The sequence below is a fragment of the Paraburkholderia panacisoli genome, assembly GCF_008369935.1.
In the GTDB taxonomy this organism is placed as follows: domain Bacteria; phylum Pseudomonadota; class Gammaproteobacteria; order Burkholderiales; family Burkholderiaceae; genus Paraburkholderia; species Paraburkholderia panacisoli.
The window spans coordinates 1-16468 of the sequence record NZ_VTUZ01000011.1; the positions used below are offsets into that span (position 1 = coordinate 1).

16 protein-coding genes are annotated in these 16468 nt (G+C 63.8%); 9 read left to right on the top strand and 7 right to left on the bottom strand.

Going from position 1 to position 16468, the window contains the following annotated elements; genetic code table 11:
• From FVF58_RS17695 to FVF58_RS17710, 4 genes are all read right to left on the bottom strand, one after another.
• On the bottom strand, positions 1-696 hold a 696-nt coding region (locus tag FVF58_RS17695), incomplete at its 3' end, for an acetaldehyde dehydrogenase (acetylating) (RefSeq protein ID WP_149671177.1).
• 24 nt (positions 697-720) lie between these two features.
• The gene (locus FVF58_RS17700; RefSeq protein ID WP_149671178.1) at positions 721-1530 is read right to left on the bottom strand and encodes a fumarylacetoacetate hydrolase family protein; all 810 of its coding nucleotides are present in this window, start codon (positions 1528-1530) and stop codon (positions 721-723) included.
• Positions 1531-1548: 18 nt separating this feature from the next.
• Positions 1549-2499 carry a 3-carboxyethylcatechol 2,3-dioxygenase gene (locus tag FVF58_RS17705; RefSeq protein ID WP_149671179.1) on the bottom strand — a complete coding sequence of 317 codons (951 nt, stop codon included), beginning with the start codon at positions 2497-2499 and terminating at the stop codon, positions 1549-1551.
• Position 2500: 1 nt separating this feature from the next.
• On the bottom strand, positions 2501-4360 hold the full coding sequence (locus FVF58_RS17710) for a bifunctional 3-(3-hydroxy-phenyl)propionate/3-hydroxycinnamic acid hydroxylase (RefSeq protein WP_149671180.1): 1860 nt from the start codon (positions 4358-4360) through the stop codon (positions 2501-2503).
• A gap of 248 nt (positions 4361-4608) precedes the next feature.
• Here FVF58_RS17710 and FVF58_RS17715 point away from each other — a divergent pair, with 248 nt between their 5' ends.
• A complete protein-coding gene (locus FVF58_RS17715) occupies positions 4609-5451 on the top strand; it encodes a DNA-binding transcriptional regulator (protein WP_149671181.1) in 843 nt (280 codons plus the stop codon).
• Between the two features lie 30 nt (positions 5452-5481).
• Here FVF58_RS17715 and FVF58_RS17720 read toward each other — a convergent pair whose 3' ends face one another.
• Together FVF58_RS17720 and FVF58_RS17725 are read right to left on the bottom strand one after the other, a co-directional pair.
• Positions 5482-6876, bottom strand: a complete 1395-nt coding sequence (locus FVF58_RS17720; protein WP_149671182.1) for a sensor histidine kinase — start codon at positions 6874-6876, stop codon at positions 5482-5484.
• Positions 6866-7543: a response regulator gene (locus tag FVF58_RS17725; RefSeq protein ID WP_149671183.1), complete on the bottom strand. Its 678-nt coding sequence runs from the start codon at positions 7541-7543 to the stop codon at positions 6866-6868. Before FVF58_RS17725 ends, FVF58_RS17720 begins: the two co-directional genes overlap by 11 nt.
• A 247-nt stretch (positions 7544-7790) precedes the next feature.
• On the opposite strand from FVF58_RS17725, the gene FVF58_RS17730 reads away from it, so the two are divergent.
• The 8 genes from FVF58_RS17730 (at position 7791) to FVF58_RS17765 (ending at position 15876) form a co-directional block, all read left to right on the top strand.
• The gene (locus FVF58_RS17730; RefSeq protein WP_149671184.1) at positions 7791-8810 is read left to right on the top strand and encodes an ABC transporter substrate-binding protein; all 1020 of its coding nucleotides are present in this window, start codon (positions 7791-7793) and stop codon (positions 8808-8810) included.
• Positions 8811-8849: 39 nt separating this feature from the next.
• Complete coding sequence (locus tag FVF58_RS17735) at positions 8850-9644, top strand: ABC transporter ATP-binding protein (RefSeq protein WP_064265228.1); 795 nt, start codon at positions 8850-8852, stop codon at positions 9642-9644.
• Between the two features lie 16 nt (positions 9645-9660).
• Complete coding sequence (locus tag FVF58_RS17740) at positions 9661-10524, top strand: ABC transporter permease (RefSeq protein WP_149671185.1); 864 nt, start codon at positions 9661-9663, stop codon at positions 10522-10524.
• 397 nt (positions 10525-10921) lie between these two features.
• Positions 10922-12382: a tetratricopeptide repeat protein gene (locus FVF58_RS17745; RefSeq protein WP_149671186.1), complete on the top strand. Its 1461-nt coding sequence runs from the start codon at positions 10922-10924 to the stop codon at positions 12380-12382.
• Between the two features lie 55 nt (positions 12383-12437).
• Positions 12438-12920: a glycoside hydrolase family 108 protein gene (locus FVF58_RS17750; protein WP_149671187.1), complete on the top strand. Its 483-nt coding sequence runs from the start codon at positions 12438-12440 to the stop codon at positions 12918-12920.
• Positions 12920-13612, top strand: a complete 693-nt coding sequence (locus FVF58_RS17755; protein WP_149671188.1) for a hypothetical protein — start codon at positions 12920-12922, stop codon at positions 13610-13612. Before FVF58_RS17750 ends, FVF58_RS17755 begins: the two co-directional genes overlap by 1 nt.
• A gap of 213 nt (positions 13613-13825) precedes the next feature.
• Positions 13826-15349 (top strand): alkaline phosphatase family protein, encoded by a 1524-nt coding sequence (locus FVF58_RS17760; RefSeq protein WP_149671189.1) that lies wholly within the window; start codon positions 13826-13828, stop codon positions 15347-15349.
• Positions 15350-15558: 209 nt separating this feature from the next.
• Positions 15559-15876, top strand: a complete 318-nt coding sequence (locus FVF58_RS17765) for a DUF4148 domain-containing protein (protein ID WP_149671190.1) — start codon at positions 15559-15561, stop codon at positions 15874-15876.
• Between the two features lie 301 nt (positions 15877-16177).
• Here FVF58_RS17765 and FVF58_RS17770 read toward each other — a convergent pair whose 3' ends face one another.
• The gene (locus FVF58_RS17770) at positions 16178-16426 is read right to left on the bottom strand and encodes a hypothetical protein (RefSeq protein ID WP_149671191.1); all 249 of its coding nucleotides are present in this window, start codon (positions 16424-16426) and stop codon (positions 16178-16180) included.
• Positions 16427-16468: the final 42 nt, after the last annotated feature.

Below are 16468 nucleotides of genomic sequence, written 5' to 3' on the forward strand. Positions count from 1 at the left end.
GGCCATCGCTTCGATCGACGCTTCCACCTGCGCCCGGTCGGCGGCTTCCGACAGCACGTAGACGGTGTCGCGCATCATCACCGGCGGCTCGGCCGGATTGAGCACGATGATCGCCTTGCCCTTGGCCGCGCCGCCCACCACTTCAATCGCCTTCGAGGTGGTCTCGGTGAATTCGTCGATGTTCGCGCGCGTGCCCGGACCCGCCGACTTGCTGCTGATCGCCGCGACGATCTCCGCGTAATGCACCTTCGCCACGCGCGACACGGCCGCCACCATCGGAATCGTCGCCTGGCCGCCGCACGTGACCATGTTCACGTTGAGCGCGTCGAGCTGGTCGTCGAGATTGACGACCGGTACGCAGTACGGACCGATCGCCGCGGGCGTCAGGTCGATCAGGCGGATGCCCGGCTTCAGTGCGCGCAGGAACGCGTCGTTCCTAACGTGCGCGCCGGCCGAGGTGGCGTCGAACACGAAGTCGATCTCGTCGAACACCGGCAGACGCGTCAGCCCTTCGACGCCTTCGTGCGTGGTCGCCACGCCGAGGCGCGCGGCGCGCGCGAGGCCGTCGGAGGCCGCGTCGATGCCGACCATCGCCGCCACTTCCAGATGCTTGCCGTGACGCAGGATCTTGATCATCAGATCGGTGCCGATGTTGCCCGAGCCGATGATCGCGGCCTTGAGTTTTTCGCTTGCCATTTCAGTCCTCAATCGAGTGCATGCTTATGCGGAAAAAGTCGCGCGGACGCTGCCGAGACCGTCGATCTGCGCGCTGAAGGTGCCGGGTTGCGTCACCGTGACCATCGGACCGAGTGCGCCGGTCATCAGGACATCACCGGCGCGCAACGGCGTGCCGAGTTGAACCATGCGGTCCGCGAGCCATACGGCGGCGTTCAGCGGATTGCCGAGACACGCCGAGCCGTTGCCGCGCGACAGCACTTCGGTGTCGTTCGAAAGCGTCATCGCGCAGGCCGCGAGATCCGCGTCGCGCAGCAACACCGGACGGCTGCCGAGCACGAAGCGCGCGCTCGACGCGTTGTCGGCCACCGTATCGACGAAGCGGATATTCCAGCCTTCGATGCGGCTGTCCACCACTTCGATCGCCGCGACCGCGTAGGCTGTCGCGCGGATCAGATCGGCGTAGGTGTGGCGCTCGTGCGTGAGGTCGTGTTCCAGCACCAGCGCGATCTCGGCTTCGACCTTCGGCTGAATCAGTTCGCCGAGCGGAATCGGCTGGTTGTCGCCGTAGGCCATCGACGCGAACAGCGCGCCGAAGTCCGGTTGATCGACGCCGAGCTGGCGCTGCACCGCCGGCGAGGTCAGCCCGATCTTGCGGCCGACGATGCGCTCGCCCGCCGCGACGCGCGCCGCCACGTTGACCTGTTGCACCGCGTAGGCGAGCTGGGCGGCATCGGCGGCGTCGTTCAATTCGGAGAAGCGCGCGTCGTCGCGCAACGGCGCGATGGTCCGACGCGTGCGTTCGGATTCGCGCAGTTGCAGGGCCAGCGCTTCGGCATGGTTGAGAGTGTTCATAGCGATTTCCTTGTTCGGTTAGGCGTTGGCGGCGAGGGGACGCGCGTGCATGGCGCCGAAGCCCGCAATCCACTCGGGGATCGGCCGGTAGTAGTCGAGCGTCGCCTGATACGGCCCGCATGCGTTCAACGCGCCGAACGCCGCGACCCACGTGCGAATCTCGTGAGCGGACTTGCCGGCGGCGCGCGTGATCGCGTTATCGGTCAGGCCGTCGAGCGCCGTCAGCTCGCCGTCTTCGAGCAGCTTCAGGAACGCTCGGTCCCACTCGGGATTGAGCGCATGCAGATGGCTGTCGCCCGCGGCGAATGCGCGCGCCGCCGCGACCGTGCGCGCCTGGCGCGCCGCCCGCGATTCGGCGGAGGGATTGCGGCCGGCAATCAGCCGCTCCGCGACCTCTTCGCTCGCGCCGGCCAGTTCCGGCACGGGCGGCTCGTGCGAGATGCCGCCCGAACCGATCACCAGCACACGTTTGTTCAGACGCGCGAGCGCACGGCCCAGAGCGTCGCCGAGCAGGCGCGCACGGCGGCACGAGGCCATCGGCGGCGCGACCGAGTTGATGAACACGGGAACGACCGGATAACGGTCGAGGCTGCCCGTGAGAAGCTCCAGCGCCTGCGCACAACCGTGATCGACCTGCATGCGATATGACACCGCCACGTCGACGTCGCTCGCCAGCACGGCTTCGGCGAGTGCGAGCGCGGTGTCGGCGGGCACGTCGAGCGGGCCGGCCAGGCTCTTGAAGTCGCCGATCGCGCTGGCCGACGCGCCGATGCAGAACGGCGGCATCACGTCGTAGAAGAAGCCGTTGTAGTGGTCCGGCGCGAACACCACCACCAGTTCGGGATCGAACTCGGCGACGCGAGCGCGCGCCGCTGCGTGCAGCCGCTCGACTTCCGCGACGACTTCCGGTGCCGGGTCGTAATAGCCGGCGAGCGGCGTGTGCGACAGGCATTCAAGTAGCATCGGCATATCAGGCTCCTGTTGCAACGGCGGCGACGGCCGCGACGCGGTCGCGCGCCGCGACCGGTTCGTTGATATTGGCGGCGACGTCCTGCCGGACCGCCGTGTTGAGATTCAGCTTCGCGGCCAGTTCGGTGATCTGCGAAGAGACCTGCTGAGGCGTGCACATGCCCGCGACGAAGCGATCGGGCCGCAGCAGCACGACGGATTCCGGCACTCGCGAGAACCAGTCCTTCATGCGGCCGTTCACGTCGCCGACGGCGATCACGTCGGCAGGCACGTCGTCATGGAAAGAGAGCTGCGTATCCGGTTTCGCGATCACGAAACAGCCGCCCAGCCGCTGCCAGATTTCACGTGCCGCCGGCGACAGGCCGAAGGTCGGATCGGAGCCCCAGCCGAGGATCGCAAAGCGGTTGCCGAGCACATCGTCGAGACGCAATACTTCGCCCTTCACCGTGCGCACGCGCGGCTGAATGAACATGCGGCCCACCGGCGAATGGCAGTGCGGATCGCGGCCATACACGAGACGGCCGAGGCGCGACTCGCGCTTCTCGCTCATCAAGCCGAGCAGGCGTCCCGGCGCCGAATGACCCGAGCGTTCGAGCAGGCGCGCGAGCCAGCCATGCTTGCGCTCGCTGCGCGCGAGCAGCACCACGCCGGTTTCGTAGCGCGGCATCGGCTTGAAGCGCATTTCGACGAAGTAACGCTTGACCGCCGGAAGCAGATTGAACGTGCGCACGAACGCGTCACGGAATTTGATGCCGAAGCGGCTCGTCGGCGCGAAGATGTCGCCGGCCACTTCGGAGAGGTGAATCATCGAGCGGGCGTGCGCGCGGCGCTCCGCGGTGTACGTATCGAGCAGCGCGTCGCCGGCGAGACCCTTGACCACCATCGCCAGCTTCCAGCCGAGGTTGCTCGCGTCGCGAATGCCGCTGTTGTAACCCTGACCCTGCCACACCGGCATGATGTGCGCGGCGTCGCCGGCCAGCAGCACGCGCTCCACGCGGAAGCTGCTGGCAAGCCGCGCATTGTGCGTATAGACGCGCTTGCGGATGTAGTCGACCTTCTCCGGATCGGCGACGACCTTGCGGATCAGCGCCGCCAGGTTCTCCGGCTTCGACAACTCCTCTTCGGTCTCGCCCGGCATCACCATGAATTCGAAGCGGCGGATGCCGTGCGGCAGCGCAGCCGACACATACGGCCGCTTCGGATCGCAATGCATGTACACGTGCGGCGAGCCGATCGGATCGTTGCGCACATCGACGACGATCCATTGATTCGGTTTCGTGCGTCCTTCGAACGGCACGTCGAGCATGCGCCGCACGAAGCTGTTGCCGCCGTCGGCGCCGACCATGTACGACGCGCGAATCGTGCGGCAGCCGCCTTTGTGGTCCTGCGTTTCGATCGTGACGCCCGTCCGGTCCTGCGTGAATGCGCTGACACTGTTGCCGAACAACACCTCGACATGCGGGAAGCGGCGCAGACCTTCGTACAGCACGCGGTCGGCGAGCGGTTGAATGAACGCGTTGCGGCGCGACCAGCCGAATTCGTCGGTGCGCGGTTCGATCGACGCGAAGCAATGGCCGGTGTGCGTGACGAAACGCATCCAGTGATCGGGGGTGGTGTGGGGCAACAGCGCGTCGACGAGGCCGACCGACTGGAACACGCGCAATGCTTCGTCGTCGAGACCGATGGCGCGCGGATAGTCGATAATCTGTTCGAGTTTCTCCACCAGCACGACGCGCACGCCCTGCAAGCCGAGATAGTTGGCGATCATCAAACCAACCGGGCCGGCGCCGATAATCGCCACATCGGCGGATACGGTCCCGCTGTGACCTTGGGCGGCCACCGGATCAACGGAGGGGGGCATGCTGTCTCCTTTCTCGCGCGCGGCGCAAGCCGCCGTCGCTTCAGATAACGAACTGGGTCGAAATGATCAGGGAGCGCGGCAAGCGGGAACCGCTTACGGCCGCGGCGAAGAACTCGCACACGGACAATGGCTTGCGTCTCCATGAATCGTTTGATTTGTTCGCAGTCTAGGACCGCCACCCTGCTCGCTCAACAAATTGTGAAAAATGTGCATAGAATGCACATAACTGATTTAAAAGGGATTTTCTGGTGACCAAATACGCCAGTGTCAGAGGTTTGTCGCGTGGACTGGAGGTGTTGCAGGCGCTCAATTCGATGGACAGCGGGCGTGCCACGAGCCAGCAGATCAGCGAACTGACGGGGCTGCATCGAACCACCGCCAGACGGCTGCTCGAAACGCTGATGGAGGAAGGTTTCGTGCGGCGCAGCGCGTCGGACGACAGCTTTCGACTGACGCTCAAGGTGCGTGCGTTGAGCGAAGGCTTTACGGATGACGAACGAATCGCGACGATCGCGCCGCCGATCATGGGACGGCTGCTGCAGCGCGTTGCATGGCCTTCGGATCTGACCACACCGGACGGCGACGCGATGATCATCCGCGAGACGACGCATCGCTTCAGCACGTTGTCGTTTCATCGTTCGATGGTCGGCCGCCGCCTGCCGATTCTGCTCACCGCCGCGGGACGCGCGTACTTCGCGATGTGTTCCGACGGCGAACGCGAGGACATTCTCGATCTGCTGCGCTCGGGCGCGGGCGGCGAAGAACAGAAGGCGCTCGCGTCGAACGACGCGCTCGTCCGCAGTATCGTGCGGCGCGTCCGGGCGGACGGCTTCGGCTCCAATCACGGCGACTGGGCCGCGCAGAGCAAGATCGGTGCGGTGGCCGTGGCGATCGTGTATGAGCAGCGCGTGCTGGCGAGTTTGAACGTGGTGTTTCTGTCGCGCGCGGTCACGCTTGCGGAAGCCAAACGGCGGTTCGTGCCGGAGCTTCAGACTGCGGCGCGGGAAATGGTCGAGGGGCTGGAGGCGGAAGCGTCTTCGGGTAGCGCGGGGAAAAAAGCGAAAGGGCGCGCGAGCGACGATGGGGAGTGAATCGGGCTGAAGGAGTGAGTCGGGTGGCCCTCACATCACCGCGGCCCGCTCGTCAAAAGCGCGCGGAAACGCCACGCTGATATCCACGCCCTTGCCGCCCGCGCCCGGCTTGAGCGTGATCTCGCCGTGATGCGTGTCCGCTATTTCACGCACGATCGCAAGGCCCAGGCCGGTCCCTTCGGTATCCGCCGACGCCCGGAAGAACGGTTCGAACACGCGGCTGCGCGACTCGGCTGGAATGCCCGGGCCGTCGTCGAGCACGCTCACGGTGACTTTATCGGCGCTGGCATGCACGGCGACCGTGACGTGGCCGCCGCTACCCGTGTAGCGAATCGCGTTCTCCGCGAGGTTGGCGATCAGCGCCTGAAGCAGGCCGCGATGTCCGGCCACCCGTGCGGCGCCGGTCAATTCGGCGCCCAGGTCGATATTGCGAGCCTGCGCGAGCAGTGCGAAGTCTTCCACGACTTCCATCGCGAGCGGCACCAGGTCGACGATTTCGGCCGCGAGCTGCGTGTTGTCCGCGGCCTCGGCTTGCGCCAGCAACAGCAGCTTGTTGGTGAGCCCCACCATCGAACGATTGCTCCGATGCATCGCCGCAAGGGCTTCGTCGAGCGCGGGATTGATGCCGTCCTGCTGACGCGCGAACTGCAACTGCGTGCCGAGCAGCGTGAGCGGCGTGCGCAACTGATGCGCGGCATCGGCGATGAAGCGCCGTTGCGCGGCCACCTGCACGCCGAGCCGCGCGATGCACTGATTGATCGCTTCGACGATCGGCCGCAACTCGGTGTGCAGACGTTCCACGCGAATCGGCTCGAGCTGCATCGGATCGCGGTCGGCGACCTCCTCTTTCACTTTCATCAGCGGCCGCAATTCGAACGTGAGTCCGATGCACACCAGCGCCACCGCCAGCACGATCATCGTGATCTGCCTGACGAGTTGCGGCTGCCACAATTGCCGGGCCATCGCGTCGCGTGAACGCATGGTTTTGCCGACCGTGATGCGCACGCGGCGCGTCGCGCCGTTGTCGTACATCAACCGCACGATGCCGGCCGCGCGCACCCGCTGACCGTGCAGCTGGGTGTCGTAGTGGTCGGGCGTGTCGGCAGCTTGCGGCGCACGCGCCGGGAAATCCGGCGTGCCCGCGAGCAGCCGCCCATCGTCGACGCGCACGCTGTAGAACACCTGATCGCGATAGGGCGACACGAATACTTCGAGCGCGGCGGGCGGCACATCGACGCGCAAAAAGCCGTCCACCCACTCCACTTCGCCCGCGATCATCCGCGCCGACGAGATCAGCTGATTGTCCTGCACCAGATCCGCCGTGCGCCGCACGTTGTCGTATTCGGCCTTGCCGGTGACGAACACATACAACGCGAGCGGCACCAGCAGCCACCACAACAGGCGCATCCGCAAGCTATTGGTCATCGTCTTTCTTGCGCAGCAGATAGCCCAGCCCGCGCAGCGTGACGATCGCCGCCGAGCTGCCGTCGAGCTTTTTGCGCAAACGTGAAATGTAGATCTCGACCGCGTCCTCGCTCGGCTCGTCAGCGAGCGTGAAGATCGCGTCGACCAGCGCCGGCTTCGTCACCGTCTTGCCGAGCCGCAGGATCAGCGCTTCGAGCACCGAGCGCTCGCGCGGCGTGACGTTCAGCGGCGCGCCCTTCAGCGTGAACTGGCGCGTGTCGATGTCGAACGCAAGATCGCCGCACACCACTTCACTCGCCTTCGACGGCGACTGACGGCGAATAGCCACCTTGATCCGCGCGACCAGCTCGCGCACTTCGAATGGCTTGACGAGGTAGTCGTCCGCGCCGGCGCCGAGCAGTTCCACCTTTTCGTCGATCGAGCCGCTCGCGGTCAGAATCAGCACCGGCGTCGCGTCGCCGCGCTGGCGCAACCGGCGCAGCACGTTCTTGCCCGACAGCTTCGGCAGATTCAGGTCGAGCAGGATCACGTCGTAGTGATTGGTGCGCAGCAGTTGATCGGCCGCGTCGCCGTCCTGCACCGCGTCGAGTGCGAACGCCTCCTGCTCCAGCATCTTCGCGAGCCAGTGGGACAGCGTGGGGTTGTCTTCGATGAGCAGCAGCTTCATGGCGGGCACGGCAAGAGTCAGGCCGTCGATTGTGCCGCAAAACAAAGGGTTTGCGCGCTTCCCGTGTGGTTTGCGGCATACGCTCGCGCGTGCAGCGGGGATTTCCACGGAGTCTCGGGTTAACACCCATGATTTGCCCGTGCCCCCGAAAGCTAGCAGAAGGTTTCCAATTTTTATAATCGCCGTCATTCATCCAGAAAGCGCCGCGCGCCCTACACGCGGCGACCAAACCTAAGGAGACTGCTTCATGCGTACCTTGCGCCAGATTGCCGCTGTGTCAGGTGTTGCGTTCACCCTTGCCGCCGCCTCGGCCGCCGCTCATGCCGAAAAGCTGACGATCATGGTCGGCGGCGCCACCAAGATCATCTATCTGCCGGCCAAGCTGACCGAACAGCTCGGCTACTTCAAGGACGAAGGCCTCGATGTCGAGATCCTCTCCCAGCCGGCCGGCGTCGACGCGGAAAACGAACTGCTCGCGGGCGCGGTGCAAGGCGTGGTGGGCTTCTACGATCACACGATCGACCTGCAAAGCAAGGGCAAGGAAGTTCAGGCGCTGGTGATCTTCGGCCAGGTGCCGGGTGAAGTGGAAATGGTGTCGACCAAGGCGGCCGACACGTTCAAGAGCATGGCCGACTCGAAGGGCAAAACCCTCGGCGTGACCGGGCTAGGCTCCTCGACGAGTTTCCTCACGCAATACCTCGCGCAGCGTGCGAGCGTGCCGTCCACGCAATACACGCTGCTGCCGGTGGGCGCGGACAACAGCTTCATCGCGGCGATCAAGCAAAACCGCATCGACGCCGGCATGACGACCGAGCCGACCGTCTCGCAACTGCTGAAGACCGGCGACGCCAAGGTGCTGGTCGACATGCGCACGCTGGAAGGCACGCGCGCCGCGCTGGGCGGCACTTATCCGGCTTCGAGCTTCTACGTGCAGCGCGCGTGGGCCGAGTCGCACAAGGACGACGCCGCGAAGCTCTCGCACGCGTTCGCCCGCACGCTGAACTTCATCTCGACGCATAGCGCGGAAGAGATCGCCGCGAAGATGCCGAAAGACTACTACGGCAACAACAAGGACCTGTACGTGGGCGCGCTGAAAGCGTCGCTGCCGATGTTCACGAAGGACGGCAAGATGCCCGCCGACGGCCCGGATACGGTGCTGAAGGTGCTGTCGGCATTCAATCCTTCGGTGAAGGGCAAGCACATCGACCTCGCCAAGACGTACAGCAACGACTACCTGTCGGCGCCGGTCAAGACCGCGGCGCAGTAACGCGCTTTCAACATTAAGAGAACCGAGAGGCACCAGCTGATGAATCAACCCATGTCACGCGATACGCCAGCCATCGAGATGCGCAACGTGTCGTGCCGTTTCATTTCTCCGGACGGCAAGGCGACGATCGCGTTGCGCGACTTCAGCATGTCGGTGGCGCGCGGCGAATTCGTCGCGGTGGTCGGCCCGACCGGTTGCGGCAAGTCCACCACGCTCAGCATGATCACCGGACTGCTGAAGCCCACCACCGGCGAAGTGCGCGTGATGGGCGCGCCGGTGGACGGCATCGACCCGCGCATCGGCTTCGTCTTCCAGGCGGACGCCGTGTTCCCGTGGCGCTCGGTGCTCGACAACGTGGCCGCCGGTCCGCTGTATCGCGGCCGTTCGAAGTCGGCCGCGTACGACGAAGCCAACGAATGGCTGCGCCGCGTGGGACTCGACAAGTTCGGCAAGCATTATCCGCATCAGCTGTCCGGCGGCATGCGCAAGCGCGTCGCGCTCGCGCAGACCTTCATCAACAAGCCGGAAATCCTGTTGATGGACGAGCCCTTCTCGGCGCTCGACATGCAAACGCGCACGCTGATGCAGGACGAGCTGCTGCAATTGTGGGCGGGCGTCGGCTCGGTGGTGTTCGTCACGCACGATCTTGAAGAAGCGATTGCGCTTGCCGACCGCGTGTTCGTGCTGACCGCACGCCCGGCGACGCTGAAGAAGGTGTACGAAATCGATCTGCCGCGTCCGCGCGTCACGTCGGAGGTTCGCTACGACCCGCGTTTCATCGAAATCTCGCGCGACATCTGGCACGACCTGCGCGAAGAAGTGCAGATCGGTTAATCAAGGAACGGCAAACATGTCTACTACCTCTCAACAGATGATGCCGTCAGGCATCGATGCCGCGTCGCTCGCCCAGGTGGAACGCGTCGCGCAAAAACGTATCCGGCAGCGTCATGCGCTGGTGATCACGCTGCGCGTCCTCGTGCTGGTGGTCGTGCTCGGCGGATGGGAACTGTCCGCGCGCCTCAAGTGGATCGACCCGTTCTTCTTCTCGATGCCGAGCGCGATCTTCGAGCAGATCGTCGACTGGTTGGTGAACGGCACGTCGCAGGGGCCGCTGCTTACGCAGGTGTGGGTCACGCTCGAAGAAACCGGACTCGGCTTCATTATCGGTTCGGTGGCGGGCATTTTCTGCGGCATCGTGCTCGGCCGCAACAAACTGCTGTCCGATGTGTTCAGCCTCTACATCAAGATCGCCAACTCGATTCCGCGCGTGGTGCTCGGCTCGGTGTTCGTGATTGCGCTCGGTCTCGGCATGGCGTCGAAGGTGGCGCTGGCGGTGGTGATGGTGTTCTTCGTCGTGTTCGCCAATGCGTTCCAGGGCGTGCGTGAAGCGGACCGCTACATGATTGCGAATGCGCAGATTCTCGGCGCGTCGCGCCGCCAGGTGACGACGTCGGTGGTGATTCCGTCGGCGCTCAGCTGGATTCTCGCCAGCTTGCACGTGAGCTTCGGCTTTGCGCTGGTCGGTGCGGTGGTCGGCGAGTTTCTCGGCTCGAAGCAAGGCATCGGCCTGTTGATCTCCACCGCGCAGGGCGCGTTCAATGCGAGCGGCGTGTTCGCGGCGATGATCGTGCTGGCCGTGGTCGCGTTGGCCGCCGACTATCTGTTGACCGCAATCGAGCACCGTCTGCTGAAGTGGCGGCCTCAAGCGGTTTAAGTGAGCCGTATCTGGCCGTGCAGCTCCCGGCCTCGTAGTTCAATGCCGTTCAGTCCGGGACTGAACGGCATTTTTTTTAGACTGCTCCGTCGCTTGAATAACGCAGCACCTGTTTCGTTCTCACATCAGGAAGCGAATGCGGCGTCTAATCCAGGCCGCTCTTCCTGATCGCGCGTGTTGCTGTCTTCACGGCACTTTGCTCCACGCAGTGTCACCTGTCAGCCAACTTCCGGCCGCCATGCGTTGGCCGGCGCGCAACACTTTTCCCCGCTCTCCCCCTCCCCGTTACCCCCTGAACGCCCCTCGCACAAGGGCCGGCGCCTAATGGCACGGTCGATGCGTAACTGCGACCACCCAAGTCGCGTCGTTACCAACAACACTTGCAACGAGGTGCGCCATGTCGAGTACCCACAGTCAACGCCGCCCAATGAACTGGCGAAGTCGGTCGTTCCGTCCGGGCGGGGCCGCGCGGCGTCACAACAGCCGACGCTTCGCGGGATTCCTGCCGCTCGGGTTGCGCGCCGCGTGGCTCATCGGTCGGGGGCCGAAGGACATATGGCCGTACATCGTGTCGTGGCTATTGCTGCTGCTGACGATCGGCTCCATCTGTCTCGTCGTGCGCGGCGTGCTAACCCGCCAATTGCTGGTGCCGCCCGTTGAAACGCCGCAAACGCTCACCGAGCGCGGCTACACGCCGGGCTTTCTCGCAGAGCGGATCATGTCGTCGATGCGGGATATCGCTCAGGACTCCGGGTCCATCCCTCACGACACGATGACCGACACCGACGCGCAACCCGACATTCAGATTCCGGGCCCGGAGATGTCGTATGCGTCGACGGTCCGCTTCATCAAGGGGGTCATCAAGCGCACGGACGTGGTCGTTCACGTCGGCGTCACGGAAGTAAAGGGCAGCAAGGACACTTACATTGCCCATGTGCAGATAGAAGGCGGCCCGTTCAACTCCCGCGAGAGCATCGTTCCGTTCGAAGGGCACGACCTGGAAAAGTTCGTGCAAGAGATCGCAGTCAAGGCGATGCGGCTCGCCGAGCCGAACATCCTCGCCAGTCATCTTTATTCGGAGGTCCGGAAAACCAGGTGTTCGCTGGCGAACTGCGACTACAACGAGATCGTCGCGATCTATGACGAAGTACTCGCACTGCCCGCGTCCGAGCAAGGCGAATGGGCGCTCGCGGGCAAAGCGTGGCTGCTCGCCGATCAGGGGGAGTCGAAAGCGAAAGAGGCGGAACGGCAAACGCGCGACGCGCTGACCGTCTACCAACATTCGGCGGTTCTGCACGCGAGTCTCGGCCGTGCGCTGGCACAACAAAACCGACTCGACGATGCGCTCGACGCATTGCGTGCCGGCGCGAGCGAGAAATCGAAGACAGCGGAAAACCTGCGCCTTCTCGGTGACGTGCTGTTGCATGCGCATCGCAATGCCGAAGCACTCGACGCGTTCAAGCAGGCTGACAAAATGAACCCGGACTCCGTCGACAATCTGCACGACTGGGGCGAAGCGCTCAACAGCGTCGGCAGATACGACGACGCGATCGAGAAGCTCTCCCGCGCCGTCAGGCTGCGCCCCGATCTTGCGCCGTCCTACGCGGAATTGGGCCGCGCACTCGATCACAAAGGGGATCTGCGCCGCGCCTCGCGTAACTATGCAGAAGCGCTGAAACGCGACGCGGGCAGCTTGTCCGCACACGAGACCCAACTAGCGCAACTCGCCAACACCGTAGAAGACGGCGGCGCACCGAACACGCCGACGCCCGGCGCTCGAACCCGACCCGTTTCGAATCCACGCCCAGCACTTTCGTTGCAAGCGTCAGTTGACGCACCGCGCAATGCCGAAGCGTAACCGCAGAAGCACCCCGTGTCTTTGTCGTACTCACAGCAGAAGAGGAGAGATGTCGATGGACAACTTTGAAGACGCATTCAAGGCTCTGATCGGAAACGAAGGTGGTTATTCGTTCAATCCGGCCGATCCTGGTGGCGAGACGATGTGGGGCGTGACGGCGCGCGTCGCACGCAATCACGGCTACACCGGCGCGATGAAGGATCTTCCGCTGGAGACCGCTCAGCAGATTGCCAAGCAGAAGTACTGGGACCCCTTGCACCTCGACGAACTCGACCCCCGCGTGGCCTTCCAGATCTTCGACGCGAACTATAACGGCGGCCTCATCGTGTTGTGGATGCAAAAAGCGTCAGGGGCGAAGGAAGACGGCAAGTTCGGCCCGGACACCCTGGATGCGGTCAAAGGCGCTGACCCGATGAAGTTCGTGATGCGCTTCGCCGCCTATCGCCTGCGGTATCTCCGCAACCTTCATACGTGGCCTAACTTCAGCCGTGGCTGGACCGAACGGATGGCCGCCAATCTTCTTCTTGGAGCAGCATGATGGACTGGTCAAAAGTAGCGTCGAACATTGGCACCACCGCCCCGCTTCTCGCCGGGCTCGTAGGCGGTCCGGTCGGACTGGGCGTGACGGCTGCCGCGGCGATCATCTCGCATGCGCTCGGCACGCCGAGCGATCCGTCCTTCGTCGAACCGGCGTTGAACGACCCCGGTGCGCTCGAAAAAATCCGCCAGGCCGAGAGTGCGAACTCGCTGCAATTGCAGCAACTGGTCGTCACCGCGGCTCAGGCGAGGCTTGCGCATGAAACCGATATGGCGCGCATCCAGGCGGACGATGTGGCCAACGCGCGCGCCATGGGGACCACCAATCGCGACTGGGTCCCCAAGGTACTCGCGATGGCAGTCACGACGGGGTTCTTCGGCATTCTCCTGCTGATGGCGTTCCAGCCTTTGCCGGGCGCCAACAAGGATCTCGTCAACGTGATCGTCGGCGCGCTGGGCACTGCGTGGATCAGCATCATCGGCTACTACTTCGGCACCTCGGTTGGATCGATGCGCAAAACCGAACTGCTCGCCAAGCCCAGCGTGCCGATTACGGCGGATACCGCGCTCACTCTGCGTGAACCTGCGACGCCGTCGGCAGCGCGTGCGCAAGCCGCGCCGGCCCATCCCGGGCATGAGGTCCTCCAGCCGTTCACGCCGGGCGGACAGGGGCCGATCTACTCGGGCAGTTGACACACCGTTCGTCATTCACGCGAAGCAGCGGCGGCGGGACTGCAGCTTGCCGGCGCCTACTTCGCGGTTTTGTAGGCTAGCAGGTCCGGCAGCAAGGCTCTTTCGCCGCCGCGCGTTTTGCGCTACGTTGGCAACGCCCGCCAGTTCAAGAGGCGTGGCCAACACGGCGGTACGCAGACGGAATCCATCCAGTCCACCCTTGGAGCGACGAAGATGAGTGACGTGCACGACGGCGCACAGAAGGATCCGATCGACCATGTAGTCCTGCTGCTGATGGAGAACCACTCCTTCGATCAAATGCTCGGCTGTCTGGACGCCGTGCATGCAGGACTGGACGGCGTGCGCAACGCAGCGTCCAATTCCAACGACGACGGCAAAGGGCATACGTTCTTCGTCCACGAGACGCGTGAGCGGCAAATGCAACTCGATCCGAATCATGGGCATCGCGCGGTGCTGGATCAGATCGCGGGAGGCAACAGCGGCTTCGTGCGCTCCTTCACGCACGACTACCCGAACAGCAGTCAGGCCGAGCGGCAAGACATCATGGGTTACTACCCGCTCGGTTACCTTCCCGCGCTGCACACACTGGGCTCGCAATTCACCGTGTGCGACCGGTGGTTTGCGCCGATGCCGGGCCCCACGTGGCCGAACCGCTATTTCGCGCTCACGGGTACGTCGAAGGGAGAGATCGGCATGCCTTCGGGACTCGATGCTCTGAATCCTGCGTGGTACACCGGCCAGGACCAGGACACAATCTTCGACCGTCTGAACGCCGCGCGCAAGACGTGGAAGATCTACTTCTACGATTTTCCGGCCTCGCTGTTATTGAAGAATCAGCGTCGGCCGGAGAACCTCGCCAACTATCACAAGTTCGACACGTTCTTCCACGACGCAGCCGGTCCCGCCGACGCTTTCCCGCAGTTCGTGCTCATCGAGCCGAAGTACTTCGGCGAAGCGCAGAACGACGACCATCCGCCACACAACATCATGAAGGCGCAGAAGCTGATTGCGGATACCTACAATGCGCTGCGCTCGAACCAGGCGTTGTGGGAGCGAACATTGTTAGTGATCCTTTACGACGAGCACGGCGGCTTTTACGATCATGTGGTGCCGCCATCCAACGCTGTCGCACCCGATGAGCACACCAGCAGCTTCAGCTTCACCCAGCTCGGCGTACGCGTACCCGCCGTTCTGGTCTCGCCATGGTGCGATGCCGGCGTGTGTCACGCGCAATTCGATCACTGCAGCGTGCTGAAGTATCTCTGCGACAAGTGGCAGCTCCCGCCGCTCGGCAATCGCACGCGGGCCGCGGCCAGCATCGGTCTGGCGGTTCGCTGCACGGGCGAGGCCCGCACCGATACGCCGGCGTTTATCCGCGTGACCAATCAATCGCTGATCGCGCAGCATGTGGAGTTGGAGAAGAAATCGTCGAACGGCAATCAGCACGGGCTGCACCATTTCGCCGACTATCTGCATGCGGAGCTGGATCGATTGGCGTCGGAAGTCGTCGAAGCAGCCGCCGATTTCGCCCGCGCGGAGAACGCGTGGGTTCGCTTCAAGAGCGCGTTGGGTTCCGTGTTGATGAGTGTCGGACAGTGGCTCAGCCGGGACTTCTATCAAGCGAAAAACCAGCGGGATGCGCGTACGGGTCAGGCGTTCACACGGTTGTCGCAAGCCGTGGACGGCGCAGCGGGCACGCCGCAAAAGGACGCCGCCGCGCCGACGCGGCGAGGTTAGCAGGCGGACAGTGCGGCATCTTCAGCAAAGCGCCGCGTCAGCGCACAAGCCGCCGTGCCGGGAAGTTCCCCGCTTTTATCTCAAAACTCGCAACAAACCTTACCTGAATCGGCCATTACTCTCTCCGGATCGCAAAACTACAATGTAATCACTGACTACGAACGAGGACGTTCGCAGCAAGACAAAAACCGAACTGGAGGTAGTTCATCATGAAATCGCTCATTCAAGCTGTTGTTATCGCCGCTGTGCTGGCCGCTCCTGTCGCTTCGTTTGCGCAGTCCAACCAGCCCGTGACCCGCGCCCAGGTGCGCGCCGAACTGGTTCAACTGGAAAAGGCAGGCTACCAACCGGGTCACGCCGATCCGCACTACCCGGCTGACATTCAGGCCGCACAAGCTCGCGTCGATGCGCAAAACGGCACTGCACAATCGGCAGCAAGCGGCTTTGGCGGTGCGGTAAGCAGCTCGTCGCAATCGGGCCATACGGCTCCGGTCACGGGTCCGAAGTCGATCTACTTCGGCCAGTAAGCAGCCATCAAGCGGTGGTGCGTTGCTAGCGAGTTGCGCGGCGACATGACCCACAGGCGCGATGTCTTACGCTGATCCGCCGCCCAGCGCGTCCATGAGGCGCGCATCCTGACTCAAACGAACTGGCCCGCGACCGAATGACTGCGATCGCGGGCCAGTTCTGTATTCGACACCTCCGTCATCGGGCTCCCGATGACTTCGCCCGGGCCTTCACGGTCTGGGCGCTTTTTCCCGGCGCTGTCCGCGCGCCGTTGGGGTTCGGCTAGACACGTGTTTCAGTTGTCAGGCCCGGCGATCGCGATCAATCGCGCGCAATCAGATCGCCCACTTGACCACGGCCGGTTACGAGACAGCTCGACAGGAAATTTTCCCCCTGGCTGCTGGCCCCGGCGTCTCCAAAGCCTTTCTTCAACGCGTTCGATTTGACCAGTTGCGCGCCCTGGTGGCACGTGATGGTGCCTATCTCTCCGGCTTGCGCACGCATCAACGCCCTATCCGCCATCAGATAGCCGAGCAGCAGGACCACGGCAATATTGAACGCTTGTCTCATGCTTTGCCTCCTTTTGGAAGAGACTAACGCGATCAAGCGATG

Coding starts and splice junctions, on each gene's coding strand:
- FVF58_RS17770 (WP_149671191.1), bottom strand. CDS start 16,426: ATGAGACAAGCGTTCAATATTGCCGTGGTCCTGCTGCTCGGCTATCTG.
- FVF58_RS17730 (WP_149671184.1), top strand. CDS start 7,791: ATGCGTACCTTGCGCCAGATTGCCGCTGTGTCAGGTGTTGCGTTCACC.
- FVF58_RS17720 (WP_149671182.1), bottom strand. CDS start 6,876: ATGACCAATAGCTTGCGGATGCGCCTGTTGTGGTGGCTGCTGGTGCCG.
- FVF58_RS17740 (WP_149671185.1), top strand. CDS start 9,661: ATGTCTACTACCTCTCAACAGATGATGCCGTCAGGCATCGATGCCGCG.
- FVF58_RS17735 (WP_064265228.1), top strand. CDS start 8,850: ATGAATCAACCCATGTCACGCGATACGCCAGCCATCGAGATGCGCAAC.
- FVF58_RS17710 (WP_149671180.1), bottom strand. CDS start 4,360: ATGCCCCCCTCCGTTGATCCGGTGGCCGCCCAAGGTCACAGCGGGACC.
- FVF58_RS17745 (WP_149671186.1), top strand. CDS start 10,922: ATGTCGAGTACCCACAGTCAACGCCGCCCAATGAACTGGCGAAGTCGG.
- FVF58_RS17750 (WP_149671187.1), top strand. CDS start 12,438: ATGGACAACTTTGAAGACGCATTCAAGGCTCTGATCGGAAACGAAGGT.
- FVF58_RS17760 (WP_149671189.1), top strand. CDS start 13,826: ATGAGTGACGTGCACGACGGCGCACAGAAGGATCCGATCGACCATGTA.
- FVF58_RS17725 (WP_149671183.1), bottom strand. CDS start 7,543: ATGAAGCTGCTGCTCATCGAAGACAACCCCACGCTGTCCCACTGGCTC.
- FVF58_RS17700 (WP_149671178.1), bottom strand. CDS start 1,530: ATGAACACTCTCAACCATGCCGAAGCGCTGGCCCTGCAACTGCGCGAA.
- FVF58_RS17755 (WP_149671188.1), top strand. CDS start 12,920: ATGGACTGGTCAAAAGTAGCGTCGAACATTGGCACCACCGCCCCGCTT.
- FVF58_RS17705 (WP_149671179.1), bottom strand. CDS start 2,499: ATGCCGATGCTACTTGAATGCCTGTCGCACACGCCGCTCGCCGGCTAT.
- FVF58_RS17765 (WP_149671190.1), top strand. CDS start 15,559: ATGAAATCGCTCATTCAAGCTGTTGTTATCGCCGCTGTGCTGGCCGCT.